The 24,889-nt window shown below is 71.4% G+C and carries 21 protein-coding genes and 3 tRNA genes; 11 read left to right on the forward strand and 13 right to left on the reverse strand.

Annotated elements, in window-relative coordinates; genetic code table 11:
- Positions 1-36: 36 nt before the first annotated feature.
- From ACFVH0_RS04120 to ACFVH0_RS04135, 4 genes are all read right to left on the reverse strand, one after another.
- Positions 37-1,968 carry an ABC transporter ATP-binding protein gene (locus ACFVH0_RS04120; protein WP_385817902.1) on the reverse strand — a complete coding sequence of 644 codons (1,932 nt, stop codon included), beginning with the start codon at positions 1,966-1,968 and terminating at the stop codon, positions 37-39.
- Positions 1,968-3,701, reverse strand: coding sequence for an ABC transporter ATP-binding protein (locus ACFVH0_RS04125; protein WP_385817903.1), 1,734 nt, complete (start codon positions 3,699-3,701; stop codon positions 1,968-1,970). The genes ACFVH0_RS04120 and ACFVH0_RS04125 overlap by 1 nt, the downstream gene beginning before the upstream one ends.
- Before the next feature lie 168 nt (positions 3,702-3,869).
- On the reverse strand, positions 3,870-5,315 hold the full coding sequence (locus ACFVH0_RS04130) for an FGGY family carbohydrate kinase (protein WP_385817904.1): 1,446 nt from the start codon (positions 5,313-5,315) through the stop codon (positions 3,870-3,872).
- A gap of 116 nt (positions 5,316-5,431) precedes the next feature.
- Complete coding sequence (locus ACFVH0_RS04135; protein ID WP_385817905.1) at positions 5,432-5,731, reverse strand: YtxH domain-containing protein; 300 nt, start codon at positions 5,729-5,731, stop codon at positions 5,432-5,434.
- A 205-nt stretch (positions 5,732-5,936) separates the two neighbouring features.
- Between ACFVH0_RS04135 and ACFVH0_RS04140 the strand changes: the two genes are divergently transcribed.
- The 6 genes from ACFVH0_RS04140 (at position 5,937) to ACFVH0_RS04165 (ending at position 10,437) form a co-directional block, all read left to right on the forward strand.
- A tRNA-Asn gene (locus ACFVH0_RS04140) sits at positions 5,937-6,009 on the forward strand.
- A 5-nt stretch (positions 6,010-6,014) separates the two neighbouring features.
- A tRNA-Asn gene (locus ACFVH0_RS04145) sits at positions 6,015-6,087 on the forward strand.
- Positions 6,088-6,320: 233 nt separating this feature from the next.
- Positions 6,321-6,394 (forward strand) — tRNA-Ile (locus tag ACFVH0_RS04150).
- 457 nt (positions 6,395-6,851) lie between these two features.
- The gene (locus ACFVH0_RS04155) at positions 6,852-7,061 is read left to right on the forward strand and encodes a hypothetical protein (RefSeq protein WP_385817906.1); all 210 of its coding nucleotides are present in this window, start codon (positions 6,852-6,854) and stop codon (positions 7,059-7,061) included.
- A 131-nt stretch (positions 7,062-7,192) separates the two neighbouring features.
- The gene (locus tag ACFVH0_RS04160) at positions 7,193-9,076 is read left to right on the forward strand and encodes an ABC transporter ATP-binding protein (RefSeq protein WP_385817907.1); all 1,884 of its coding nucleotides are present in this window, start codon (positions 7,193-7,195) and stop codon (positions 9,074-9,076) included.
- A gap of 95 nt (positions 9,077-9,171) precedes the next feature.
- A complete protein-coding gene (locus ACFVH0_RS04165) occupies positions 9,172-10,437 on the forward strand; it encodes an MFS transporter (RefSeq protein ID WP_385817908.1) in 1,266 nt (421 codons plus the stop codon).
- 16 nt (positions 10,438-10,453) lie between these two features.
- Here ACFVH0_RS04165 and ACFVH0_RS04170 read toward each other — a convergent pair whose 3' ends face one another.
- Genes ACFVH0_RS04170 through ACFVH0_RS04180 form a run of 3 tightly spaced genes read right to left on the reverse strand, consistent with a single transcriptional unit; the run spans position 10,454 to position 14,498 of the window.
- A complete protein-coding gene (locus ACFVH0_RS04170; protein WP_385817909.1) occupies positions 10,454-11,806 on the reverse strand; it encodes a carboxyl transferase domain-containing protein in 1,353 nt (450 codons plus the stop codon).
- Complete coding sequence (locus ACFVH0_RS04175) at positions 11,799-13,253, reverse strand: acyl-CoA synthetase (protein ID WP_385817910.1); 1,455 nt, start codon at positions 13,251-13,253, stop codon at positions 11,799-11,801. The genes ACFVH0_RS04170 and ACFVH0_RS04175 overlap by 8 nt, the downstream gene beginning before the upstream one ends.
- A gap of 36 nt (positions 13,254-13,289) precedes the next feature.
- On the reverse strand, positions 13,290-14,498 hold the full coding sequence (locus tag ACFVH0_RS04180) for a nitrate/nitrite transporter (RefSeq protein ID WP_385817912.1): 1,209 nt from the start codon (positions 14,496-14,498) through the stop codon (positions 13,290-13,292).
- 148 nt (positions 14,499-14,646) lie between these two features.
- On the opposite strand from ACFVH0_RS04180, the gene ACFVH0_RS04185 reads away from it, so the two are divergent.
- Positions 14,647-15,078 carry an Lrp/AsnC family transcriptional regulator gene (locus ACFVH0_RS04185; protein WP_124717831.1) on the forward strand — a complete coding sequence of 144 codons (432 nt, stop codon included), beginning with the start codon at positions 14,647-14,649 and terminating at the stop codon, positions 15,076-15,078.
- On the opposite strand, the gene ACFVH0_RS04190 is transcribed toward ACFVH0_RS04185, so the two are convergent.
- The 4 genes from ACFVH0_RS04190 to ACFVH0_RS04205 all read right to left on the reverse strand — a co-directional run bounded on the left by ACFVH0_RS04190 (position 15,056) and on the right by ACFVH0_RS04205 (position 18,877).
- Positions 15,056-16,648, reverse strand: coding sequence for a GAF domain-containing protein (locus ACFVH0_RS04190; RefSeq protein ID WP_385817913.1), 1,593 nt, complete (start codon positions 16,646-16,648; stop codon positions 15,056-15,058). The two genes, ACFVH0_RS04185 and ACFVH0_RS04190, sit on opposite strands and share 23 nt — an antisense overlap.
- 11 nt (positions 16,649-16,659) lie before the next feature.
- A complete protein-coding gene (locus ACFVH0_RS04195; RefSeq protein ID WP_385817914.1) occupies positions 16,660-17,697 on the reverse strand; it encodes a rod shape-determining protein in 1,038 nt (345 codons plus the stop codon).
- A gap of 149 nt (positions 17,698-17,846) precedes the next feature.
- Complete coding sequence (locus ACFVH0_RS04200; protein ID WP_385817915.1) at positions 17,847-18,407, reverse strand: hypothetical protein; 561 nt, start codon at positions 18,405-18,407, stop codon at positions 17,847-17,849.
- Entirely contained in the window at positions 18,404-18,877 is a 474-nt protein-coding gene (locus tag ACFVH0_RS04205; RefSeq protein WP_385817916.1) for a MarR family winged helix-turn-helix transcriptional regulator, read from the reverse strand. Before ACFVH0_RS04205 ends, ACFVH0_RS04200 begins: the two co-directional genes overlap by 4 nt.
- A gap of 151 nt (positions 18,878-19,028) precedes the next feature.
- On the opposite strand from ACFVH0_RS04205, the gene ACFVH0_RS04210 reads away from it, so the two are divergent.
- The 4 genes from ACFVH0_RS04210 (at position 19,029) to ACFVH0_RS04225 (ending at position 22,159) form a co-directional block, all read left to right on the forward strand.
- Positions 19,029-20,048, forward strand: coding sequence for an NADP-dependent oxidoreductase (locus ACFVH0_RS04210; RefSeq protein WP_385817917.1), 1,020 nt, complete (start codon positions 19,029-19,031; stop codon positions 20,046-20,048).
- Positions 20,049-20,146: 98 nt separating this feature from the next.
- Entirely contained in the window at positions 20,147-20,575 is a 429-nt protein-coding gene (locus ACFVH0_RS04215; RefSeq protein WP_385817918.1) for an organic hydroperoxide resistance protein, read from the forward strand.
- A gap of 168 nt (positions 20,576-20,743) precedes the next feature.
- Positions 20,744-21,535, forward strand: a complete 792-nt coding sequence (locus ACFVH0_RS04220; RefSeq protein WP_385817919.1) for an EI24 domain-containing protein — start codon at positions 20,744-20,746, stop codon at positions 21,533-21,535.
- Between the two features lie 15 nt (positions 21,536-21,550).
- Positions 21,551-22,159, forward strand: a complete 609-nt coding sequence (locus ACFVH0_RS04225) for a LysE family translocator (protein ID WP_385817920.1) — start codon at positions 21,551-21,553, stop codon at positions 22,157-22,159.
- Positions 22,160-22,180: 21 nt separating this feature from the next.
- Here ACFVH0_RS04225 and ACFVH0_RS04230 read toward each other — a convergent pair whose 3' ends face one another.
- Entirely contained in the window at positions 22,181-24,136 is a 1,956-nt protein-coding gene (locus ACFVH0_RS04230; protein WP_385817921.1) for a flavin monoamine oxidase family protein, read from the reverse strand.
- 119 nt (positions 24,137-24,255) lie between these two features.
- Entirely contained in the window at positions 24,256-24,852 is a 597-nt protein-coding gene (locus ACFVH0_RS04235) for a TetR/AcrR family transcriptional regulator (RefSeq protein ID WP_385817922.1), read from the reverse strand.
- Positions 24,853-24,889: the final 37 nt, after the last annotated feature.

Raw genomic sequence — 24,889 nt, forward strand, 5'->3', positions numbered from 1 at the left:
GCGGCACGGGCCCTCGCATGCGAACGGGCAGTGCTCCTAGTCGACTTCGGCGACCGCCTGGGCGAACTGCGCCGAATACAGCCGGGCATAGGCGCCCTCGGCGGCCAACAGCTCCTCGTGGGTGCCCTGTTCGACGATCGAGCCGTTCTCCATCACCAGGATGACGTCGGCGTCCCGGATGGTGGAGAGCCGGTGCGCGATCACAAAGCTCGTACGGCCGTGGGCCAGCCGCGCCATCGCCTTCTGGATCAGCACCTCGGTACGGGTGTCGACGGAGCTCGTCGCCTCGTCGAGCACCAGGATCACCGGGTCGGACAGGAACGCCCGCGCGATGGTGATCAGCTGCTTCTCGCCCGCGCTGACACCGGAGCCCTCGTCGTCGATCACCGTGTCGTAACCGTCCGGCAGGGTGCGGATGAACCGGTCGGCGTGGGCCGCCTTCGCCGCCTCCTCGATCTCCTCGCGGGTGACCTCGCGCGACGCCCCGTACGCGATGTTGTCCGCGATCGAGCCGCCGAACAGCCAGGTGTCCTGGAGGACCATGCCGATGCCCTGCCGCAGGTCGTCACGGGACATCTTCGTCACGTCGACCCCGTCCAGCGTGATCCGGCCGCCCGTCACCTCGTAGAACCGCATCAGCAGATTGACCAGCGTGGTCTTGCCGGCCCCGGTCGGGCCGACGATCGCGACCGTGTGACCCGGCTCGACGTTCAGCGAAAGGTCCTCGATGAGAGGCTTCTCCGGGTCGTAACGGAACGACACCTTCTCCAGCGATACGCTGCCCCGCAGCTCCTTCGGGCGCTGCCGCTCGCCGGGCGCGGGGTCGGCGCCCTGCTCCTCGGCGTCCAGCAGCTCGAAGATCCGCTCGGCCGAGGCGACGCCCGACTGCACCAGGTTCGCCATCGAGGCGACCTGGGTCAGCGGCATCGAGAACTGCCGCGAGTACTGGATGAACGCCTGCACATCACCGATCGACAGCGCGCCGGAGGCGACCCGCAGACCACCCACGACGGCGATCAGCACATAGTTCAGGTTGGAGACGAACATCATCAGCGGCTGCATGATCCCGCTGTTGAACTGCGCCCTGAACCCGGCCTCGTACAGCGCCTCGTTCTGCTCGGCGAAGTCCCGCGCGGACTCCTCCTGCCGGCCGAAGACCTTCACCAGGGTGTGCCCGGTGTACATCTCCTCGATGTGGGCGTTGAGCTTGCCCGTCACCTTCCACTGCTGCACGAACTGCGGCTGAGAACGCTTGCCGACCTTCGTGGCCACGACCGCCGAGAGCGGCACCGTCACCAGCGCGACCAGCGCCAGCAGCGGCGAGACCCAGAACATGATGATCAGCACGCCGACGATGGTGAGCAGCGAGTTGATGAGCTGGCCCATCGTCTGCTGCATCGTCTGCGAGATGTTGTCGATGTCGTTGGTCGCCCGGCTGAGCACCTCGCCGCGCTTGGCCCGGTCGAAGTACGACAGCGGCAGCCGCGACAGCTTCGTCTGGATGTCCTCGCGCAGCTGGAACACGACCCGGTTGATGATCCGGATCGAGAGCCGGGTCGACACCAGCATCAGCAGACCGGCGCCGACATAGACCGCCAGCGCCAGCAGCAGTACGTCGCCCACCGCACCGAAGTCGATGCCGTGACCGGGGACGAAGTCCACCTTGGCGAGCATGTCGGCCAGGCCGCTGTTGCTGTTGCGCAGGCCCTCGACGGCCTGCTCCTTGGTCGTCCCCGCAGGCATCTTCCGGCCGACCACCCCGGCGAAGACCAGGTCGGTCGCCCGGCCGAGGATCTTCGGCCCGATCACCGACAGGCCGACGCTGAGCGCACAGGCCAGCAGCATCACGTACAGCGAGGTCTTCTCCGTCGCGAAGCGCTTCAGCAGCCGCTTCGAGGACCCCTTGAAGTCCATGGACCGGTCGGTCGGCGCCCCGCCCGCCATCATGCGTCCGCCAGGCCCGGCCATTACGCGGCCTCCGCTTCCGTCAGCTGGGAGAGCACGATCTCCCGGTACGTTTCATTGCCGTCCATCAGCTCGTGATGGGTGCCGGAGCCGACGACCCGGCCCTCGTCCAGCACCAGGATCCGGTCCGCGTCGCGGATGGTGGACACCCGCTGCGCCACGATCACCACGGTCGCCTCGGCCGTCTCCTGCGAGAGCGCCCCGCGCAGCGCGGCGTCGGTGGCGTAGTCGAGCGCGGAGAACGAGTCGTCGAAGAGATAGATCTCCGGGCGCTGCACCAGCGTCCTGGCGATGGCCAGACGCTGCCGCTGCCCGCCCGACACATTGGTGCCGCCCTGCGAGATCGGCGCGTTCAGACCGTGCTCCAGCGCCGCGACGAACTCCTTGGCCTGCGCGACCTCCAGCGCGTGCCACAGCTCCTCGTCGGTCGCGTCCGGGTTTCCGTACCGCAGATTGGTCGCGACCGTCCCGGAGAACAGATACGGCTTCTGCGGAACGAGACCCACGGTCCTCGCCAGCAGCGCCGGCTCCAGGGTCCGCACATCCGTGCCGTCGACCAGCACCTGGCCGTCCGTCACGTCGAACAGCCGCGGTACGAGACCGAGCAGCGTCGACTTCCCGCTGCCCGTCGACCCGATGATCGCGGTGGTCTCGCCGGGGCGGGCCACCAGATCCACCGACCGCAGCACCGGCTCCTCGGCGCCCGGGTAGCGGAAGTCCGCGCCGCGCACCTCCAGATGACCGTGGGCGCGCAGCTCACGGACCGGCTTGACGGGCGGGACCACGCTGGACTCGGTCTCCAGGACCTCCTGGATGCGCTCGGCGCAGACCTCCGCGCGCGGCACCATCATGAACATGAAGGTGGCCATCATCACCGACATGACGATCTGCATCAGATAGGCGAGGAACGCGGTCAGCGCCCCGATCTCCATGCCGCCGCTGTCGATGCGGTGGGCACCGAACCAGATCACCGCGATCGAGGAGACGTTCACGACCGTCATCACGGTGGGGAACATCAGAGCCATCAGCCGGCCCGTGGACAGCGCCACGTCCGTCAGCTCGGTGTTGGAGCCGCGGAACCGCTGCTCCTCGTAGCCGTCCCGGACGAAGGCGCGGATGACGCGGTTCCCGGTGATCTGCTCGCGCAGCACCCGGTTCACCGTGTCGACCCGCTCCTGCATCGTGCGGAACAGCGGGCGCATCCGCTTCACGATCAGGCTCACCGCGATGCCGAGCACCGGCACCACCGCGAGCAGCACCGCGGACAGCGGGACATCCTGGCCGAGCGCCATGATGATGCCGCCGACGCACATGATCGGGGCCGACACCATCAGCGTGAACGTCATCAGCACCAGCATCTGGACCTGCTGGACGTCATTGGTCGTACGGGTGATCAGCGAGGGCGCCCCGAAGCGCCCGACCTCACGCGCCGAGAACGACTGCACCCGGTCGAAGATCGACGCCCGGACATCGCGGCCGAGGGCGGACGCGGTACGGGCGCCGATGTGGACGGCCCCCATGTTGCAGACCACCTGGGCGATGCTGACGGCGATCATGATGCCGCCGAATTCGAGGATGTAGCCCGTGTCCCCCTGGACGACACCGTTGTCGATGATGTCGGCGTTCAGGGTCGGCAGATAGAGGCTGGCGCAGGTCTGCAGCAGTTGGAGGAGGACCAGCAGCAGGATGGGTTTTCTGTACGGACCGAGATAGGCCCGCAGGAGTTTTATGAGCACGCGTGTCTCTCGGAGTCGGCGGAAGGCAGGGATCGACCCATTTTCCGGCACCGGCGGCCGTGACTGCGAGCGTTTTTACTCAAGACCAGGTCAAAAAACAGACCGAGTACACAAGTGGAAGGGTTCACGTCGCTCCGTGTACTCGGCCCGTTCGCACAGGCGGACGGCTCAGTGCGCGGAGTCGAACGCCTCCGGGTGGATCTGGTCCCGCGTCGCCGTGTACTGCTGGCGCACCGCCCGCCCGACGGCCGACTCCTCGCCCGGCTCCAGCACCTGCGCCGCGGCACCCTGCCAGGCCGGGGGAGTGAGCGGATCGCCGGTCCCCCGGGAGACCGCCAGCGCCCAGGCCGCCTGTCGGGCCGCGCCCAGCGCCGCGTACTCGGCGGGCTGTGGCACGACCACCTGCGTGCCGAAGATCGCGGGCGCCAGCCCCTGTACGGCGGGCAGTTCGGCCGCCGCCCCCAGCAGGAACACCCGGCGCACCTCGACACCCCGGCCGCGCAGCACATCGAGCGCGTCGGCCAGCGAGCACAGCATCCCCTCGAACGCCGCCCGCGCCAGGTGCTCCGGCTTCATCGACTCGCGCCGCAGCCCGCAGAGCGTCCCCGCGGCGTGCGGCAGCCGCGGCGTCCGCTCGCCCTCCAGGTACGGCAGCAGCACCAGCCCGGACGCCCCCGGCGTGGACTTCAGCGCCAGCGCGGAGAGCTCCTCCAGGCCCTCCACGCCGAGCATCTCGGCGGTCCCGCGCAGCGCCCGCACCGCGTTGGACGTGTACACCACCGGCAGATGCATTCCGGTCGCGTCCGCGAACGAAGTGATCATGCCGTCCGGATCGGACAGCGCCTCGTGATGCACCGCCATGACCGAGCCCGACGCACCCAGCGAGACCACCGCGTCGCCGACCCCGACCCCGAGCCCGAACGCCGCGGCCATCGTCTCGCCGGTCCCCGCGGAGATCAGCAGCCCCTCGGGCGTCGTCCCGGCCGCGTCGGAGGGGCCGAGCACCTCGGGCAGCGCCGCCTGGTGCCCGAGCGCCAGCTCCACCAGGTCGGGCCGGTAGGAACCGCTGCCCGCCGACCAGTACCCGGTGCCGGACGCGGCACCCCGGTCGGTGGTCCGCCGGGCCGGACGCCCCAGCAACTGCCACACCAGCCAGTCGTGCGGCTGGAGCACCGCGGCCACCCGCTGGGCCGCCTCCGGCTCGGTCCGCGCCAGCCAGCGCAGCTTCGCCACCGGCTGCGCGGCCTGCGGCACCGCCCCGACGGCCTCGGCCCAGGGCTGCCGCCCGCCGAGCCCGTCGACCAGATCGGCCGCGGCGGCCTGCGCCCGCTTGTCGTTGCCGAGCAGCGCCGGGCGCACGAGATTGCCCTGGTGGTCCAGGGGCACCAGGCCGTGCTGCTGGGCGGAGACGCCGATGGCCTGCACCCCTTCGAGCAGTCCGCCGCCGGCGGCCTCGCCGAGCGAGAGCAGCCATGCCTGCGGATCGACCTCGGTGGCCTTCGCCTCGACGGGGTGCGCGGCGAACCCCCGGCGCAGCACTGCGCCCGTGTCCGTATCGCAGACGACGATGTGTGTGAAGGCGGAAGAACTGTCCAAGCCGGCGACTATCCCCATGCCCAAGATTCTGCCGCACCGCCGGGCCTTTTCCGTACCGGTGGAGCGGCAGCGGCCGGGTCGGCCCCGCAGGGCCCTTCGTTCGGATCGGCCCGGCCTGATCCGGACGAAGGGCCCTAGGTGTTGCTGGTGCCCCAGTCGTCCTCGCCGTTCCGGCCGCGGCCCCGCAGCGAGCGCACCCGGTCGGCCACGCCGGCCGGGACCTTCTCGCCGACCTTGTCGCTCACCACGTGGTACGCCTTGCCGGCCAGGTCACGGCCGCTCTGCGCCGCGGACTCGGCGGTATTGCGCACGGCCGGGTTCTCGGCGAACCGGCGCGCGGACTTCTTCATCTGCTCGTAGCGCTCGCGCCCGGCCCGTGTCCCGATCACGTATCCGAGGGCCAGTCCGGCGATGAACGTGAGCCGGTACCGCATGGCTGCCACCCTTCCTTGCTCAGTGCGACGCTCGGTGCGGCGCTCACTGCGACGTGTGCTGCCCGCCTACCCGCGGGCACCTGAGATCACCCCGGGGGATACCGATTGGCAAAGCACCCCCCTGCTTGCGCTAATGTATGTGTCGCAGCGAACGCGCGCCGCCCGGCAGGAGCCAGGTAGGTGGGGTTCGGTGCACACGCAGCAATCCCCTGTAGCTCAATTGGCAGAGCAGCCGGCTGTTAACCGGCAGGTTACTGGTTCGAGTCCAGTCGGGGGAGCGCGATCCCCTGTAGCTCAATTGGCAGAGCATTCGGCTGTTAACCGGAGGGTTACTGGTTCGAGTCCAGTCGGGGGAGCGGAACGGAAGAGGACCCCGAGGGGTCCTTTTTCGTGTGCCCGCCGGCGGTCGTCACCGTGATGCGTGTGAGGTGCAAGTGACTCTTTCGCGTGTACTTCGCTCCATCCGGAACCGGACAGCCGACGGTGAGGTCTTCATGGTCATGCGAAGCCGACCATCCGGAGCGAGAGATCGTATGACCGGCTATGCTGCGGCAGACGGCGCGCACACTTGTACGCGCCACGCCGAAAAGGGGCGGTAGCTCAGCCGGTTAGAGCAGCGGACTCATAATCCGTCGGCCGTGGGTTCGAGTCCCACCCGCCCCACTGCCGATGTTCCGGCAGAAACGTTATGACCTGCGTATACGTAGGCAGCAGGGCCCTCACGGATTCCTTCCGTGGGGGCCCTCACCATAGCCCCGTCGCGCGATCAAGTGGCCACGCTGCGGCCCGGCGGGTCGTGCCGGTGAAGTCCGGCCGGTTCTGCCCGTTCCGCATCGAAGCGTCAGTACGTCGGCGCGTCAGTGTCCGTACGGGCGGCCCCGGTTGCGCACGACCCGGCGGTGGCCGCCATGGCGTCGAGAAGCGTGCACCTCCCACGGCCCTCCCGAAGGTGTCCGGAGAGTCACTTGTGACAACGCTCCGAAGGATTAGGGTATTTCGTCATCTTTAATCGTTGATTACGGCTTCTACGACTTGTTGGCCGCAGGGGTCGGACGTAGTGTCGAAAGTGCCGCAGCAAGAGCAAGGAGCGGCACAGCGAAATCCTCCAGAGGAGGCGAAGATGAAGGTACGTAGCATCTTCGACCACAGGGACGGCGGACACGGTGGCGGCGGCGGCTATGGAGGCCGCGGCGGTTACGGCGGACGCGGTGGATACGGCGGACGCGGCGGTTACGGCGGACGCGGTGGATACGGCGGACGCGGCGGCTATGGCGGTTACGGCGGCTATGGCGGCTACGGCTACGGCCGGGGCGGTCGCTGGGGTCGCTGACACCGTTCACCTCCCGACCCCTGATCCCGATTCGAGGCAGGCTCGCGCACCGCGCGGGTCCGCCTCGTTGTTTGAGGGGCCTGTTCCCATGGCCAGATCCTTAGCCCGAGCACCTCTGCGATGTGACGCCCATGCGCTTTCACAGCTCGCTCAAGCGTTCCGACCGTACTGAAGAGCCGCCCGAGGACCCGGTGACGGATGTTCCGATCCGTACCGACCCCATCAGCATCCTGGCGTCCTTCCGGCGCTTCTGGCCGTTGACCGGAGGCGACCGGCGCTGGCTCATCGTCATCTTCCTGTGCGCCGTCCTGGCCGCCCTCGCCGAGACCATCACTGTCCTGCTGTTCGCCAAACTCACCGACACCGCCCTGCAGAGCGGCGACGTCAGCGCCTTCTGGAAGCCCGCCGGCCAGTGGCTCGCCGTGGCGGTGGCCGGTGCCGTGGTGGGGTACCTGGGCAGTTCGCTCGCGGTCTGGACCGCCGAACGCTTCGTGCTCCGGCTGCGGGCCCGCGTCTTCGGCCACCTCCAGACGCTCCCGCCGCACTTCTTCCAGCGCAATCGCCGCGGCGACCTGGTGGAGCGGCTGACGGGCGACGTGGAGGCCATCGAGGCGCTCGTGGTCTCCGGCATCGTCGGGGCGGCGTCGGCGGTGTTCGGCACCGTCTTCTACGCCGGCGCGGCCCTGTTGCTGCGCTGGGATCTGGCGCTGGCCACCTTCGTCATGGTCCCGATCCTGCTGGTCGTCACCCGCGGGTTCGCCAAGCCCCTGCGCGCGGTGTCCCGGCGCGGCCGCGCGGCGGACGGCGCCATCACCGCCGTGGTCGAGGAGACCCTGGTCAACGTCGTCATGACCCAGGCGTACAACAGGCAGCAGGACGAGGAGGACCGGCTCAGCGGCAAGGCTCGGCTCCGGTTGCGGACCGCGGTGAAGGCGGTCCGCCTCACCGAGTTCTACGAGCAGTTCATCGAGGTCCTCGAAACGTTGTGCGTCCTCACGATCATCGGCCTGGGCGCGTGGGAGATCTCGGCGGGCCGGATGACCCTCGGACAGCTGCTGGCCTTCGCCGCCTTCATCGGCTACCTCTACCCGCCGATCCGTTCGCTGGGCCAGCTCGGTCTGACGGCCACCGCCGCGACCGCGGGCGCCGAACGACTGCTGGAGATCCTCGACGCCGAGCCCTCCGTCACCGACCCGGGCGACTCGGTACCGGTGCCGGAGCGCAGCCGGGCGCTCGGGGAGGTGGAGGCGCGTCAGGTGTTCTTCCACTACCCCGGAAGCAGCGAGATGGTGCTCCGGGACCTGTCGTTCACCGCAAGTCCCGGGGAACTGCTGGTCATCACCGGCCCCAGCGGTGCGGGCAAGTCGACGCTGGCGGCGTTGCTGCTGAGGTTCTACGACCCGGAGACCGGCACCGTCCTGCTGGACGGCGTCTCCGTGGACCGGATGCCACTGACGTACCTGCGCCGGAACATCACGCTGCTGCCGCAGGACACCCTCGTCCTGCACGACACCATCGAGGAGAACATCGGCTGCGGACGCCCCGACGCGAGCCACGACGATGTCGAGACGGCCGCGCGGGCGGCCGACGCCCACGCGTTCATCGAAGCCCTGCCGGAGGGATATGACACCGTCATATCCACCGGCACCTCCCGGCTCTCCGGCGGCCAGTTGCAGCGCATCGCCATTGCCCGCGCCATGCTGCGCGACGCTCCCGTGCTCCTCCTCGACGAGCCCACCACCGGACTGGACCGGCTGGCCGCGGAACGCATCCTGGAGCCCCTGCGACGGCTGGCCCGCGGCCGTACCACCATCGTGATCACCCACGACCTGGCGCTGGCCGCGGACGCCGACCGCATCCTCGTACTGGACGAGGGGCGGCTGGTGGAGTCCGGCACACATACCCAACTTCTCGGCCGGAGCGGCCTGTACGCCACGCTCTTCGAACGCCGCTCCCGGCCGCACAACGGAGCCGTGTACAAGTCTGCCCGGCCGTCAGGAATCCACTGGAGGTAGCCGGCCGGCGGCACGGAGCCCGAACGGCACCACCGGGACGGCCGGTTCCCGGCGGTGACCGGACCACCGGAGAGAGCCGGTGGTTACCATCCGCTGTGACCGAAACGGCCGAAGAACCCGCCCCCCGCACCCGAATACTCGCCGACCTCACGCCACTGCGGACCTCCCCGGACTACCGGCGGCTCTGGTTCGGGAACACGGTCTCCTGGGTCGGGCAGGGGATGACGGCGCTCGCCGTGTCGCTCCAGGTCTACGACATCACCGGATCGGCCTTCTCGGTCGGGCTCATCGGGTTCTGCTCGTTCCTGCCGCTGGTCGTCTTCGGGCTGTACGGCGGTGCCGTCGCCGACACCATCGACCGGCGGAAGCTCGGCCTGGCCAGCTCCGCCGGGTCGTTCGTGCTCTCCGTCGCCCTGGTCGTCATAGCCGTCGCGGGCGTGGAGCAGGTCGGGCTGCTGTACGCGATCGTCGGCCTCCAGGCGGCCTGCTTCGCGGTCAACTCACCGGCCCGCAGCTCGATGATCGCCCGGCTGCTGCCGGCCGAGCAGCTGCCCGCCGCCAACGCCCTCACCTCCATGACCAGCACCACCGGAACGCTGGTCGGGCCGATGCTCGGCGGGCTCGTCGTCGGCTGGTGGGGCTACCGGGCCGCGTACACCGTCGACGCCGTCACCTTCACCGCCTCGCTCTACGCGATGTGGCGGCTGCCCGCCATGCTGCCGGAGCGGGAGGAGGGCGCGGGGGACAAGCGGGCGTCCGTCGCGGACGGGCTGCGCTTCCTGGGGACCAGGCCCAATCTCCGGATGACCTTCTTCACCGATCTGTGCGCCATGGTGCTGGCCCACCCCCGGGCACTCTTCCCCGTCGTCGCCGTCCTCTGGTACGGCGGCGACGCGAAGACCACCGGACTGCTGGTCGCCGCCCCGGCCTTCGGGGCCCTGCTCGGCGGGGTGTTCTCCGGATGGCTGGGACGCGTCCGGCGCCACGGACTCGCCGTGCTGCTCGCCGTCGCCTGCTGGGGCACCGCCATCGCGGTCTTCGGCCTGACCCGGCAGCTCTGGCTCGGGCTGATCTTCCTGGCGCTCGCCGGATGCGCGGACACCACCTCGATGGTCTTCCGCAACACCATGCTCCAGGCGGCCGTGCCGGACGAGATGCGCGGACGGCTCCAGGGCGTGTTCATCGTCGTCGTGGCGGGCGGACCGAGGCTCGGCGACTTCGTGGCGGGATCGGTCGCCGACCTGGCCTCGCCCGGCCTGGCGGTGACCGGGGGCGGGATCGCCTGTGTCGTCGCGGTGGCCCTGCTGGGGCTGCGGTGGCGGGGGTTCGCCCGGTACGACGCCAAGGATCCGCAGCCGTGACGGCCTCGCCCGCGCCTCACTCCCCGGGCGGCCCCACCACCGAGCGGGCGAAGCCCAGTTCCACCAGGTCCTGGGGGCGCAGCCGCAGCTGGTCGGCCGTGGCGAGCACCTCGTCCGGGGTGCGCTTGAGGATTGCCGCCGCCAGCTCCGGGGCGATGACCGAGAAGTAACTGTCCCGGGTGACATGGGTGTTCCCCGGCGCCGCCAGCGCCAGCGCGCCGCCCGAGCCGCCCTCGCCGATCACCAGGGTGGTGAGCGGAACTCTGGCCTCCGCCATTGCCGCGAAGGCGTCGGCGATGGCGGCGCCCGCGCCCGCCCGCTCCGCCGCCGCGTCGTTGGCCGCGCCGGGGGTGTCGATCAGGGTGAGCACGGGGACGCCGAGCCGGTCGGCCAGCCGGACCGCCCGCGCCGCCGTGCGGTAACCGGCCGGGCGGGTCGCGGTGCCGCACTGGGCCACGTACGCGATCGAGCGGCCGTCGCGCCACCCGAAGCCGCAGAGCAGCCCCGGGTCCGTACCCCCGCAGCGGTCGCCGGCGAGCGGGAGCCGGTGGTCGAAATACGCGTCCAGATACGCCTCGGCGCGCGGCCTGGCCGGCGAGCGGGCCTGCCTCACCGCGTCCCAGCCGGTCACCGGGAGGCCGGTGGTGGACAGGGCGTGGGGCACAGGGGCGGGGACCGCCGGGGAGTCCGTGCCCCGGAGCGCCCGCAGCCAGTGGGCCACCGTCCTCGGGAGCTCGTCCGGCGGGACGACCGCGTCGATCTGGCCCGCGGCCAGCTGCCCCTCGGCGCTGTACGCGTGGGGATCCGCGTCCGGCGGTCGCACCCGGGAACCGGCGAACCCGACCTGGGCGCCCGGCAGCGCCAGGATCACATCGGCGCCCGCCCCCAGCGTGGCCCAGCCGCCGCCCGTCGTCGGGTCGCGCAGGACGGCGAGCTGGGCGGGGCCCGCCGCCCGCAGCCGGGCCGAGGCACGGGCCACCCGCTGGAGCTGGGTCAGGGCGACCATGCCCTCCTGCATCCGGCTGCCGCCCGTCGCGATGAGCGAGACCAGCGGCAGTGCCCGTACCCGGGCGGCCTCGTACGCGGCCTCCAGCCGGTCCCCGGTGCGCTGCCCCAGCGAACCGCCCAGGAAGCCGAACTCGAAGGAGACCAGCACACACGGCCGGCCGCCGACCGAGGCGAGGCCGTACACGACGGACTCGTCCTCGCCGGTCCGGGCGGCGGCGCGGGCCCGGGAGTCCGCGTACCCGACCCAGGAGAGGGGCCCGTCCCCGGCGCCGTCCGGACCGGGCGCGGTGGTGTCCGCGAACTCCTCGAACTCGGTGGTGACGGCGGCGATCGCCGCTCTCGCGCCCGGCCGGTCAGCCATGGAGCGACCGCTTCATGATCTTGCCGAGGTCGTTGCGGGGCAGCGCGTCCAGGTAGCGCACTGTGCGCGGGCGCTTGTGCGGGGACAGCTGGGCGGCCACATGGTCCGCGAGCGCCTGCTCGGACGGCGGCGCCGCCGGGTCGGCCGGCACCACCCAGGCGACGATCCGCTCGCCCAGGTCCGGGTCCGGTTCGCCGGTGACGGCGGCCTCGCGGACGCCGGGGTGGTCCAGCAGCGCGTTCTCGATCTCCCCGGCGCCGATCTTGTAACCGCCGCTCTTGATCAGGTCGGTGGCCTTGCGCCCGACGATCCGTACGTAGCCGTCGGCGTCCCGGGTGGCCATGTCCCCGGTGCGGAACCAGCCGTCCTCGGTGAGTGCGGCGGCCGTGGCGTCGGGGCGGTTCAGATAGCCGGTGAAGAGGTTCGGGCCGCGCACCTGGATCTCGCCGATGGTGTCGGGGCCGGTGCCGTCCCCGGGCAGGACGGTGCCGTCCTCCTCGACCAGGCGGAGCTCCACGCCGCGCAGGGGTGCGCCGACCGTTCCGGGCCGCGGCTCGCCGTCGGCCCGGACGCCCGTGTTCATCAGGGTCTCCGTCATGCCGTACCGCTCGATGACCCGGCGGCCGGTGGCGGCCGCGATCCGTTCGTGGTCGTGCACCGGCAGCGCGGCCGACCCGGACACCAGCAGCCGGGCGCCGGCCAGCGCCTTCGCCAGCCCGTCCGCCCCGGGGCCGTCGAGGGCCTCGGCCAGCCGGTGGTACATCGTCGGAACGCCGAAGAGCATGGTGCCGCCGGACGACAGCTCCCGGGCCACCCCGTCGGTGGAGAACCTGCCCAGGTGCCGCACCGAGCCGCCCCGGCGCAGCGGCCCCAGCACGCCCAGGATCAGGCCGTGCACATGGAACAGCGGCAGGGCGTGGACGAGCACGTCGTCACCGGTCCACTGCCAGGCGTCCTCCAGCGCGTCGAGCGAGGCGGCGATCGCCCGCCGGGGCAGGATCGCGCCCTTGGGCGGGCCGGTGGTGCCGGAGGTGTAGACGATCAGCGCGGGGGACTCGGGGGAGGGCTCGGGGAGCGTGGGGCGGGCGCCCTCACCGGCCGTGTCGACGTCGATGCGGTCCAGTGCCTCCAGTACCGGCGGGAGCGTGTCGCCCGCCCCGGCCAGCACCGCGGTCGGTTCGCTGTCGGCCACGATGTGGGCGAGTTCGCGCGTCCCCGTCTTCGGGTTGAGCGGAACCGCGGGCACCCCGGCACGCAGCGCGGCCACGACGGCGACCACCGTCTCGGGGGTGGGGGTGGCCCAGACCGCGACCCGCCCGGCCCCGGCGAGACGCCCGGCGAGCGCGGCGGAGGCGGTGGCCAACCGGTCGTAGGTCATGGTGTGTTCGCCGAACCGGGTGGCTTCCCGGGTCGAACCGTCATCCGGCACAAACAGAAGAGGAGTCACCCACCGCACCCTAAGGGCTGATCCGGACGGAAGACCCTAGTCCCGCTTGAGCCCGCGCATGCGGCCGTACGCGTACACGCACCCCGCCAGCGCCAGGTCCGACAGCAGCATGAAGCCGATCGAGTACGAGCCCTTCGCGCTGTAGATCGCGCCCATCACCAGCGGTGGCACGAAGCCGCCCAGGCCGCCCATCGCGCCGACGATCCCGGTCACGCTGCCCACCTTCGCCTGGGGGGTCACCTGCGAGACCAGGGCGAAGACGCTGCCGCTCGCGGTGCCCAGACCCGCCGCCATGCAGAGCAGCGCGATCGTGCCGCCCGGCGCCAGCGGCGGGTCGAAGGCCTGGACGATCGCCATCAGGGCGGCCAGCCCGAGCGCCCCCGCCGTGACCACAGCGGGGTGGACGCGGTCCGAGAGCCAGCCGCCGATCGGCCGGAAGACGACCGTGACCAGGGCGAACCCGGCGGCCTTCGTGCCGGCGTCGGTGGGCGACAGGCCGTACCAGGTCTTCAGATACGTGGGGAGGTAGACACCGAACGCGACGATTCCGCCGAACCCGATCGCGTACAGCGCGGACAGCTCCCAGGTGACCCGCAGCCGTCCGGCGCCGGCCAGCCGGTGGGCGAGCGAGTCGGTCGGCACCGGGCGGCCCGGCCGGTCGCTGACCAGCACCGCGGCCAGCGCCGCGTACACCACGAGGGCCGCCGCGACCACCAGGTACGGCAGGTTCTCGCCGTGCCCGGCGATCCTCGGGGTGAAGTACCCGGACAGCGCGACACCGCCCATGCCCATGCCGAAGATCCCGAGCGCGAGGCCCCGCTCGGCGGGCGGGAACCACGAGTTGACCAGCGGGATGCCGATCGCGAACGTGGTGCCGCCCAGGCCCAGCAGAAAGCCCACGGCGAGCATCGCGCCGTAGGAGTCCCGCGCCGGGATCAGCAGCAGCACGGGCACGATGGTGAGCGCCGAGACCAGCGGGAACATCAGTCGTGCGCCGTACTTGTCGGTGAGCGCGCCCGCCGGGATCCGGCCCAGCGAACCGACCAGCACCGGCACCGCCACCAGCAGCGACTGCTCGAACGAGGTCAGCCCCAGCCGTTCCTTGTAGTCCCCGGACAGCGGCGCGATCAGATTCCAGGCCCAGAAGGTGAGCCCGAAGCCGATCGTGGCCATCGCGAGGTTGCGATAGGCGGCCGCGGACGGCGCGTCGACCGGGGCGGAAGACTGTTTGACGGCTGTATCCACCCCTTCAGTCAAGGGCGGGAGAGGGCCGCGAGCCTGCCGGAATGCGCCATGCGGGTCACCCGCGGCCGGCGGATCGGGTACGGGGGCGGGGTACGGCCGGACGCGACTTGCACAGTCACGAACCGGACAAAGCTGCGACAATCGCAGTATGGACCGGCTGGACAGAGAAATCCTCGGCATCCTCCAGGAGGATGCCCGGATCTCGTACCGCGATCTGGGCGTACGGGTCGGGCTCAGCGCCAACGCGGCGGCCGACCGGGTGCGCAGACTGCGCCGCGACGGTGTCATCCGCGGCTTCACCGTGATCATCGACCCGGCCGCCGACACCCGTACCGGTCTCGTCGTCTTCATCGATGTGACGCTGCGCATCGACACGACCAACGAGGTGTTCGAGCGGGCGGTGCTCGCCCTGCCCGGCATCACCGAGGTGGTCCATGTGACCGGCGGCCACGACTATCTCGTACGGGCCACCGTCGCCGACACCGCGGCCCTGGACGGGCTGCTGCGCAGACTGAAGCGGGAGGCCGGGGTCGCCCACTCCAACACCCGGGTCGCGCTCAGAGCGGCGCCTGCCAGGTGACGGCCGGCGAGCGCGAGCCGTCCTCGTCGCGCCCGTCGTCGGCGACCGTCAGCCGGACCGCCGCCCGTCCGTCCGGCAGCACGGCCGTCGCGTCCACCGCCACCTCGATCGCCGACACCCCGGCCCGCCGGTGCGCGGACGCGAGCGCGCCCCGCAGCGCGGCGAGCAGCTGCCGGTCCACGGGCTCCCGGACCAGCGCGTCCACCGCCCCGGTGAAGTGCACCGACGGCTGGAAGCCGAGTACGGCGGCGGCGCCCGCGGTCTCCCGCAGCACCCGGCCGCGGAAGGTGGCGGGGGCCTCGGCGGGCGGCTGCTGGAGGGCGAAGATCGCCGTCCGCACCTCCTGAATCGTGGAGTCCAGCTCGTCCACGGCCCTGCCGAGCAGCTCGTCGGTGTCCGGGGCGGCGGCCCTGCGTCGGGTCGACTCCAGCATCATCTCGGTCGCGAACAGCCGCTGGACCACGAGGTCGTGCAGATCGCGGGCGATCCGGTCCCGGTCCTCGTACACCGCGAGCTGCTCCCGGTCGTGCCCGGCGTCCGCCAGGACCAGCGCCAGCGCGGCCTGCGAGGCGAACTGGGTGGCCAGCAGCCGGTCCACGGCCGTGTACGGGCGGTCGCCGCGCCGCCGGGGCAGGGCGAGGGTGCCGATCAGCCGCCCGCCGCTCTGGAGCGGCAGCATCATGCTGGGGCCGAAGCGCGAACGCACATGCGTCGTCATCCGCGGATCGGTCGCCGAGTCCTCGATGAACACCGGTTCCCCGCCCAGCAGTTGGACCAGCACCTCGGAGCCGGGCGCGATGGCCGTACCGACGATCCCGGCCGGGTCGTCGAGCGTGGACGCGGTGACGATCTCCATCCCGCCCTCCTCGTTCGGCTGGAGGATGACCCCGGCACAGGCGTCGGCGAGCGCCCTGGCCCGTTCGGCGACGGTCATCAGCGCGTCGGCCGCGCTCCCGCCGGTCAGCAGCGCGGTGGTGACGGCGGCCGCCCCCTCGATCCAGCGCTCCCGCTGCCGGGCCGTCGCGTACAGCCGGGCGTTGGCGATCGCGATCCCGGCCTGCGAGGCCAGCGCGCCGAGCACCGCCGTGTCCGAGTCGGTGAACCCGCCGGTTCGCTTCTCCGCGAGGCTGAGGTTGCCGAAGACCTGGCCGTGTACCCGGATCGGCGTGCCGAGGAAGGACCGTGCCGACGGATGGCCTGGCGGCAGACCGCCTGCCCGCGGGCCGGCGGTCGGGTCGTCGCGGCGCAACGGCTCCGGTTCGTCGGCGAGGGCGCCGGGCATCCCCGGGAACCGGCCGGTCCGCTGCCACCCGGTCTCGTCGGGCCCCGAGGTGTACCGCTCGACGGTGGTGCCGCGCTCCGGGTCGAGCACGCCGAGCGCGCCGTACCGGGCCCCGGTCAGGGCCGTCGCGGTGTCCACGATCTGCTGGAGCATGGTCCGCAGTTCGAGATCGGAACCGATGCTCAGCACCGCTTCCAGAAGCATCGACAGCGCCGGTTTCTCCGGGGCCGGGGCCGGAGCCGCTCCGCACGGTCCCGCGTCCGCCGCCTCGTCGGTCGTGCGCCGCATGCCCGCGGTGCTCAGCAGGCCAGCGGGTCGAGGACCAGCGGCTCGATCTTCCCGTCCAGCATGGCGCCGAGCCCCAGCACCGCGCAGACGTCCGGCCGCTCCGCGATGTGCACCGGCACGCCCGTCGCCTCCCGCAGCATCTGGTCGAGTCCGGGCAGCAGCGCGCTGCCGCCGACCATCATGATTCCGCAGTCCGCGAGGTCGGCCACCAGATCGGGCGGGCAGTCGCGAAGGATCTTGCCGAGCCCGTCCAGCACCGCGGTGAGCGGGGCGTGGATGGCCTCCCGCACGGCGGCGGTGTCCACATGCACCGAGCGGGCCAGACCGGTCGCCACGTCACGGCCGTGGATCTCGGTGGTGGCGGGCCCCTTCGCGGTGAGGCCGCTGCCGCTGAGCGCCAGCTGCAACGGGCGTACGGACTGGCTCGGCAGCATCAGCGCATGGTGCTGCCGCAGATGCTGGATCACCGCGTGGTCGATGGCGTCGCCGCCCACCGGGATGCGTACGGCGCTGACGATCGAACCGAGCGAGAGCACCGCGATCTGGGTGGTCGCCGCCCCGCACACCATGATCATGGTGGCGGTCGGCTGCTCGACCGGCAGTCCGCAGCCGACGGCCGCCGCGATCAGGGTGTCGACCAGCTCGACCCGCCGTGCACCGATTCCGACCATCGTCTCCACGGCGGCCCGCTGGGCGAGCGGATCGCTGTCGTGCGGGGTGCAGGCGGCGGCCCGCAGCCGCGGCTTGCGGCGCAGCTGCCGGCGGAGCTTCTCGCCGAGCAGATGGCGGAGCATGCGCTGGGCCATCTCGATGTCGACGACGGTCCCGCCGGTGACCGGGCGGGCCACCCGGATGTAGTCGGGGGTGCGGCCCGTCATCTGTTCGGCGAGCGCGCCGACGGCGATGAGCGACCCGGTACGGGTGTTCACCGCGGCGACGCTCGGCTCGTCGACGACGAGCCCGAGGCCCTTGACGTACACCCGGGTCCGGGCGGCCCCGAGGTCGACGGCGACGTGGCAGCGGCGCAACTGCTCAAGACTGACGGTCACGGCAGGTCTCCCGAGAGCGCGGACGGTGGCACCGGCGGCAGCCGGTTCTCTCCCGCAATCGTGCGCCGTTCGGAGTCGTGGCGCGCGCTGGGATGAGCCGTCGGGGGGACCGTGCTGACGGGCCGACAGAATCGCGCGGTACGCGGAGATCAGCCCGGCAGCAGCCGCTGGAGGAGCCCCCAGGTGAACTCGGCGACGTACGGCTCGCCCGTGCCCGGCGCGGTGATCGCGAGCGCCCACCGGGCCGGCGCACCGCCCTCCATCGGGCGGGCCGGCGCGAAGGCCCGCGCGACCTCGTCGACCGTGCCCGACCAGGGGCGCAGATCCTCGACCGTACGCAGCTCGGGGCCCGGCGCTCCCGGCGCCCGGACCAGCCACTCGTTCCACACCGCGCCGCCCGGCGCGACCATCACCTCGAACCACAGGTCCGGCCACAGCACCGTCGGCCACCGCAGCGCGTCGCACTCCAGGTCGCCGATGGTGCGACGGACGGACGACACGGGCTCGCCGAGCACCGAACGGTAACGGCGCAGCGCCCCCCGCCCGCCGGGCGCCCGCACCATGGCCTGCCAGCGGCGGTTGGCCTCGCGCATCTCGGCGAGCGTGGCGCTCAGCTCGTGCCGGGCGTCCTCGACGAGGCCGGGCTGATGGTCGGCCATCCGGCGCAGCAGGACCAGCTGGAACTCACGGGGGCCGAAGGGCGCGGTCATGGTGTCAACGGTTCCACACCGGGTTCCCGGCTGCCGGACGGCCCCGGCTCGCCCAGCATCCGGCGCAGCAGGTCCCGCAGCACCGCCCGGTCCCCGTCCGACAGCTCGGCCAGCGGCTCCCGGGCGAAGGTGAGCGAATCGCGCAGCTGCTGCGCCGTCCGGGCGCCCAGCTCCGTGGGAGCGGCCAGCTTCACCCGCCGGTCTGCCGGGTCCGGCCTGCGCTCCACCAGGCCGCGGGTCTCCAGCCGGTCGACGATGCCGGTGACGTTCGACGGCTCGCACTTCAGCTTCTGGGCGATCCTGCGCATGGGCATCGGCTCCAGCGAGAGCAGCCCGAGCACCCGCGCCTGAGCACCGGTGAGCGAATGGGCCGCCGCGGCCTCGTCGTACTCCTCGTAGTAGCGCGCCACGACGGTGCCGATGAGTTCGACGACTTCGAGGGTCAGAGGGTCTGTACGGGTGGTGGCCATGACACCCAGGATAGCCGGTTGCTTGACAACATGAAATATTCAGGAGCATGGTTGTTTCACCATATGAAGTATTTCGCTTCTCCGGTACCGCCCCGACCGCCCCGGCCGGAGCTTCCCCCACCGCGTAGGACTTCGAGGAGAACCCGAGCCCATGTCAGCAGCACTTCCCACGTCCGGCCGTGAATGGCACCTCGTCGCCCGCCCCCACGGCTGGCCGAAGGCCGAGGACTTCGCGCTGCGTGAGGTCCCGGTCGCCGCTCCCGGCGAGGGCCGTGTCCTCGTCCGCAACCTGCACTTCTCGGTCGACCCCTACATGCGGGGCCGGATGAACGACGTGAAGTCGTACACCCCGCCCTTCAAGCTCGACCACCCCATGGACGGCGGAGCGGTCGGCGAGGTCATCGCCTCGAACGCCGACGGCTTCGCGGTCGGCGACCACGTCCTGCACGGTCTCGGCTGGCGCGAGTACGCCGACGTCCCGGCCAAGCACGCCGTGAAGGTCGACCCCTCGCTCGCCCCGCTCTCCGCCTACCTCGGCGTGCTCGGCATGACCGGGCTCACCGCCTACGCGGGCCTCTTCGACGTCGCCTCCTTCAAGCCGGGCGACGCCGTCTTCGTCTCCGGCGCGGCCGGCGCGGTCGGCAGCCAGGTCGGCCAGATGGCCAGGATCAAGGGCGCCTCGCGGGTCATCGGCTCGGCCGGCTCCGACGAGAAGGTCAAGCTCCTCGTCGAGGAGTACGGCTTCGACGCCGCCTTCAACTACAAGAACGGCCCGGTCGCCGATCAGCTGCGCGAGGCCGCCCCCGACGGCATCGACGTCTACTTCGACAACGTCGGCGGCGAGCACCTCGAAGCGGCGATCTCCTCGCTCAACCTGCACGGCCGCGTCACCGTCTGCGGAATGATCGCCCAGTACAACGCGACCGAGCCGACCCCCGGCCCGCGCAACCTCGCCCTCGTCATCGGCAAGCGGCTGCGCATCCAGGGCATGCTCGTCGGCGACCACGCCGACCTCCAGCCGCAGTTCGTCCAGGAGGTCGCCGGCTGGCTGGCCTCGGGCGAGCTGAAGTACAACGAGACCTTCGTCGAGGGCATCGAGAACGGCTTCGACGCCTTCCTCGGTCTGCTGCGCGGCGAGAACACCGGAAAGATGATCGTCTCCCTCGCCTGACGTACGTGACAGCCGTCCCGGCACACCCGTTAGGCTCATCCACAGGCCGTCGCGATCGTGGGCGCGAGTCGCGGCGCACAGCAGGAGGAATCCTCAGCATGACCATTCAGGACATAACCGTTGCCTACACCGCCGTCGCCACCGCCGAGAACGGCCGTGACGGCCGCGTCTCGTCCGACGACGGCAACCTCGACGTCATCGTCAACCCGCCCAAGGCTCTGGGCGGAAGCGGCGCCGGTACCAACCCGGAGCAGCTTTTCGCGGCCGGCTACAGCGCCTGCTTCCAGGGCGCGCTCGGCGTGGTGGCCCGCCAGGAGAAGGCGGACATCACCGGCTCCACGGTGACCGCCGAGGTCTCCATCGGCAAGACGGCCGAGGGCGGCTTCGGCCTGGAGGTGGCGATCAGCGCCACCATCCCGAACGTCGACACCGCCACCGCGCAGTCGCTCGTCGAGAAGGCCCACCAGGTGTGCCCGTACTCGAACGCCACTCGCGGAAACATCAAGGTCGAGCTGTCGGTCGCCTGACCGGCCTCCGCACCAGGTGGAGGGCCGCACTCCCGAACGGGGTGCGGCCCTTCGCCGTCGCCACTCGCGGCAACGGCCGCCCGACCATTGGGGACAAACCGTCCGACGGGCCCCGCCCCGTCCCAACTCCCAGGTCAAGGGCCCCCTTCGCCCCAGTACGCTGACGCCATGCGTGATCTAGGGGCGGGCTTCGGCTACTTGATAAAGGGACAGCGCTGGGTCGGCCGGCACGGGCGCTGGTTCGGCTTCGGGCTGCTGCCCGGACTCATCACACTCGTGCTGTACGCGGGTGCCCTGGTCGGTCTCGGCTACGGCGCGGACGACCTCGTCGACTGGGCGACCCCGTTCGCCGACGACTGGTCCTCGCCCTGGCTCGGGCTGCTCCGCAACACCCTGACCGTGCTGGTCTTCGGCTTCGGACTCTTCCTCGCGGTGATCACGTTCACCGCCGTGACCCTGCTGGTCGGCCAGCCCTTCTACGAGTCGCTCTCCGAGCAGGTCGACCGCGCCGAGGGCGGTGAGGTCCCCGAGTCGGGGCTGCCGCTCTGGCGGGAGCTGTGGATCTCCGCCCGCGACAGCGTCCGCATCCTGGTGCGGGTGGGGCTCTACTCGGTGCTGCTCTTCGCCCTCGGATTCATCCCGGTGGTCGGTCAGACCGTCGTCCCCGTGCTCGGCTTCTGCGTCACCGGCTACTTCCTCGCCGAGGAGCTCACCGCCGTCGCGCTCCAGCGCCGCGGCATGGTGCTGCGCGACCGGCTCGCGCTGCTGCGCGGCCGGCGGCTGCTGACCCTCGGCTTCGGCGTACCGCTGGGGCTCGCCTTCCTGGTCCCGTTCGTCGCCGTGTTCCTGATGCCGGGTGCCGTCGCCGGAGCGACCCTGCTGGCGCGCGAGCTGGTCGCGCCCGACGAGGACGAGGACGAGGACGACGCCCCGACCCCGTACACCCTCGACAAGGACTGAGGAGAACATCCGCCCATGACCGAGCTCATCGCCGTCGCCGTCATCACCGTCCTCGCCGTCATCAGCCCGGGTGCGGACTTCGCGATGGTCATCCGCAACAGCTACCTCTACGGCCGTACGACGGGGCTCATGGCCGCCGCCGGGGTCGCCGCCGGCGTCCTCGTCCACGTCACGTACACGATGCTCGGCGTCGGGCTGCTGATCGCCTCGTCGACCGCACTGTTCACCGCGATCAAGCTGGTCGGCGCGGGCTATCTCGTCTACATCGGCCTGCGGACCTTCTTCGCCCGCGGTGACCTCGACGTCGATCTGGAGTCCAAGCCGCAGCTGACGCGGCTCGGGGCCCTGCGCACCGGCTTCCTCACCAACGCGCTGAACCCCAAGACCACGCTTTTCGTCGTGTCGACCTTCACCCAGGTCGTCGGGCCCGACACCGGTCTGTGGCAGCAGGCCGGTTACGGACTGTTCATGTCCGCCGCCCACTTCGGCTGGTTCGCCCTGGTCGCGCTGTTCTTCTCGAACTCGCGGCTGCGCACCTCGATGCTGAGGTGGCAGAAGGCCCTCAACCGAGGCATCGGATCCGTGCTCGTCGGACTGGGCGTCACCCTGGGCCTGGCCCGCTGAGCGACGCCCGCCGGGCCCGGGTCAGCTGCTGTGCACCTCCAGCGCCGACCTGACCGCCGACTCCAGCGCCCCCTCGATCCAGGCCGGCTTGACCGAGGTGTGGTCGCCGGCGAAGTGCAGCGGCCCCTCGGCCGACCGCACATCGGCGAGGAGTTCGGTGTGCTGGCCCGGCAGCAGCACCGAGGCCTCGCCGTACGCGTACTGGTCGCGCATCCATGACTGGGTGGCCCCGGCCCCCGTGTAGAACACCTCGATGCGCTGCCCGTACACGTCCTGCACCCCGCCGAGCGTGTGCGGGTAGCGCTCGTCGTCGTCCAGCGAGTCCCACTTCAGGGCGTCGTCGGCCCAGCTGTACGAGGCGAGGAGGACACCGCCCTTGCTGTTCTCGACCGGGTGGGAGGGCTGGTAGATGAAGCGGTTGGCGTTGTCGGTGACCGATCCGCCGCCGATGACGTGCGCCGCCTCGGGCTGGTTGCGGGCGGTGGCCCGGGAGGCGGCGTAGTGCACCCGCTGGTTGGCGGTGATGTGGCCGGGCGGTACGGAGGGGTGCGCGCCGAGCAGCGAACCGTCGGCCGGTGCCTTGCCCAGCCGGTAGGCGTCGTACAGGCCCGGCCTGACCTTCTCCAGCTCGATCTTCCAGTCCTTCTCCTCGAACTCCCACCAGCGGCGGCTGAATTCGAGCAGCACCTTGGTCGCCGCGTCGTAGTGGATCTCGGTGATCGCGCGCCGCTTGCCGTACGAGAGCGCGGGCGTGACGGGGATGTGGCGCAGCCCGGAGAACGGCACGGTGATGATCGCCCGGTCGCCGGTGAACTTCTGACGCACCAGCGGCTTTCCGTCACGGCCCTCGGAGACCGTCTCGACCTCGACGCCGTCGGGGCCGTAACTGATCCTGGTGGCCCGGCGATCCAGCCGCACCACGTCCTTGACCCGCTTGTACATCGCGTCGGCCAGGGTGGCCGTGCCGTCCGGCAGCTCGTAGAACGCGGTGTCCGGGCTGATCAGGGAGGCGCCGATGAAGCTGTGCACAAAGGCGAGATGGAGGCGGGACGTGAGGTTCTCGACCGTGCCGATGAGGTCGATGGTGCGCTCGTCGAGCTTGGCCGCCTCGGTCAGGAAGCGGAACATCGACCAGTGCCCGTACTTCTGGATCACCCGGGCCCAGCCCTCGACGAGCTCCCGGCCCTCCTTGCCCTCGAACTCCTGCCGCACGGGCTTGAAGGCATCCCGCACGATCGCCGCGGCGGTCTTGTTCTCGAACTCTGCGGGAACCCCGAACGAGCGGTTGATCGCCTGGGGCTTCTGCGCGTAGTCGGCCTTGCGCATCCGGACGCCGTTGACGTGGATCCAGGTGTGGTTGACGGGCCGGCCCTGGGCGTCGACGTCCACCAGGTAGAAGCGGCGGCGCTTCAGGCCGAAGCTGTCCATGAGGCCGGTGACCAGCGGATGACTGTCGGGGATGCGCATCGCGCCGGCCTCGGCGTACTGGTTCGGGTCCGCGAACGGCGCCTCGGCGTTCTCGTGGCCGCCCTTGCGGAAGGTCTTGATCCGGCCGCCGACGCGGTTGCCGTTGGCCTCGATGACGGTGACGGTGTGCCCGGCGCCGCGGAGCAGATGGGCGGCGGTGAGCCCGGCCGGTCCGGCGCCGATGACCAGCACCTTCTTGGGGCCCTTGCGGCTGCGCGGCAGGCCCTTGGACAGCAGGATGTCGCGGTAGAGGGGGACCAGCGGCCGGTCCTGCTCGTCGAGTACGAGGATGGCGCGGGCGACGGCCAGGCAGGTGTCCCAGTCGGAGCCGGTGGCCGCGGGGGCGAGCGCGGTACCGGAGGCGGTGGCGGATCCGGCGGCGCCGGGCGCGGCGGCGCGCGCGGTCCCGGCGGCGGTGACGGCCAGGGCCGCGGCACCGGCGGTGGCGCCGGTGATCAGGGTGCGGCGGGAGGCCAGGCCGGAGGTGGATCCGGTGGGGTTGGAAGTCATGCGGCAACCCTGGGGCGCCCCGGAGGGTGCCCTGTGCCCGAACGCGCGTAGACCGCCCCGAAATCACCCGCAGGTGGCGCTCATTGAGCGTTCTCCTACCTGCGTCGCCGCAGGTCATGTCATGATTGCGGGTTCTTCGGAGTGCCTGGTTCCGTCGGCTGCAACAGCGCCAGGAAGTCCTCGAACGCCGCGGGCATGTCCACCGAGTCCGGGTCCAGCAGCCACTGGTACTGGAGCCCGTCCATCACCGCCACCAGCAGCGGCGCCGCGCGTTCCGGGGTCAGCCCGCCCGGCAGCCGTTCGCCGTACTCCGCGCGCAGTATCGCGGCCATGCTCGCCCGGACCTGGGTGTAGCGGCGGGTGAAGAACTCCCGCGCGGGATGCCCCTCCGTCACGCTCTCGCCCAGCAGCGCCGAGAACGTCTGGACGATGCCGGGCCGCATCGCGTTGTACTCCACCAGCGAGGCCAGCAGTTCGATCCGCCAGACCCCGTCGCTCCGGGTGCCGCCCCCGGTGTCCCACTGGTCGCGCTCCTCCAGCACGGCGACGAGCAGCGCCTCCTTGGTCGGGAAGTAGTGCAGCAGCCCCTGCTGGCTGAGGCCGACCCGCTCGGCGACGGCGCTCAGCGAGGCGCCGCGATAGCCGCGCTCGGCGATCACTTCGAGCGCGGCCCGGACGATCTCCGCCCGGCGCTCCGTACTTCTGGCCCGCACCATCGCCCCGGCCCCTTTCGGCGCTCCATCGGTCCCGCTC

This window comes from Streptomyces sp. NPDC127117 (assembly GCF_042677325.1).
Lineage (GTDB): Bacteria > Actinomycetota > Actinomycetes > Streptomycetales > Streptomycetaceae > Streptomyces.

Coding starts and splice junctions, on each gene's coding strand:
- ACFVH0_RS04155 (WP_385817906.1), top strand. CDS start 6,852: ATGAAGGTACGTAGCATCTTCGACCACAGGGACGGCGGACACGGTGGC.
- ACFVH0_RS04230 (WP_385817921.1), bottom strand. CDS start 24,136: ATGACTTCCAACCCCACCGGATCCACCTCCGGCCTGGCCTCCCGCCGC.
- ACFVH0_RS04130 (WP_385817904.1), bottom strand. CDS start 5,315: ATGGGGATAGTCGCCGGCTTGGACAGTTCTTCCGCCTTCACACACATC.
- ACFVH0_RS04185 (WP_124717831.1), top strand. CDS start 14,647: ATGGACCGGCTGGACAGAGAAATCCTCGGCATCCTCCAGGAGGATGCC.
- ACFVH0_RS04205 (WP_385817916.1), bottom strand. CDS start 18,877: ATGGCCACCACCCGTACAGACCCTCTGACCCTCGAAGTCGTCGAACTC.
- ACFVH0_RS04160 (WP_385817907.1), top strand. CDS start 7,193: ATGCGCTTTCACAGCTCGCTCAAGCGTTCCGACCGTACTGAAGAGCCG.
- ACFVH0_RS04170 (WP_385817909.1), bottom strand. CDS start 11,806: ATGGCTGACCGGCCGGGCGCGAGAGCGGCGATCGCCGCCGTCACCACC.
- ACFVH0_RS04135 (WP_385817905.1), bottom strand. CDS start 5,731: ATGCGGTACCGGCTCACGTTCATCGCCGGACTGGCCCTCGGATACGTG.
- ACFVH0_RS04190 (WP_385817913.1), bottom strand. CDS start 16,648: ATGCGGCGCACGACCGACGAGGCGGCGGACGCGGGACCGTGCGGAGCG.
- ACFVH0_RS04235 (WP_385817922.1), bottom strand. CDS start 24,852: ATGGTGCGGGCCAGAAGTACGGAGCGCCGGGCGGAGATCGTCCGGGCC.
- ACFVH0_RS04215 (WP_385817918.1), top strand. CDS start 20,147: ATGACCATTCAGGACATAACCGTTGCCTACACCGCCGTCGCCACCGCC.
- ACFVH0_RS04225 (WP_385817920.1), top strand. CDS start 21,551: ATGACCGAGCTCATCGCCGTCGCCGTCATCACCGTCCTCGCCGTCATC.
- ACFVH0_RS04210 (WP_385817917.1), top strand. CDS start 19,029: ATGTCAGCAGCACTTCCCACGTCCGGCCGTGAATGGCACCTCGTCGCC.
- ACFVH0_RS04200 (WP_385817915.1), bottom strand. CDS start 18,407: ATGACCGCGCCCTTCGGCCCCCGTGAGTTCCAGCTGGTCCTGCTGCGC.
- ACFVH0_RS04220 (WP_385817919.1), top strand. CDS start 20,744: ATGCGTGATCTAGGGGCGGGCTTCGGCTACTTGATAAAGGGACAGCGC.
- ACFVH0_RS04120 (WP_385817902.1), bottom strand. CDS start 1,968: ATGGCCGGGCCTGGCGGACGCATGATGGCGGGCGGGGCGCCGACCGAC.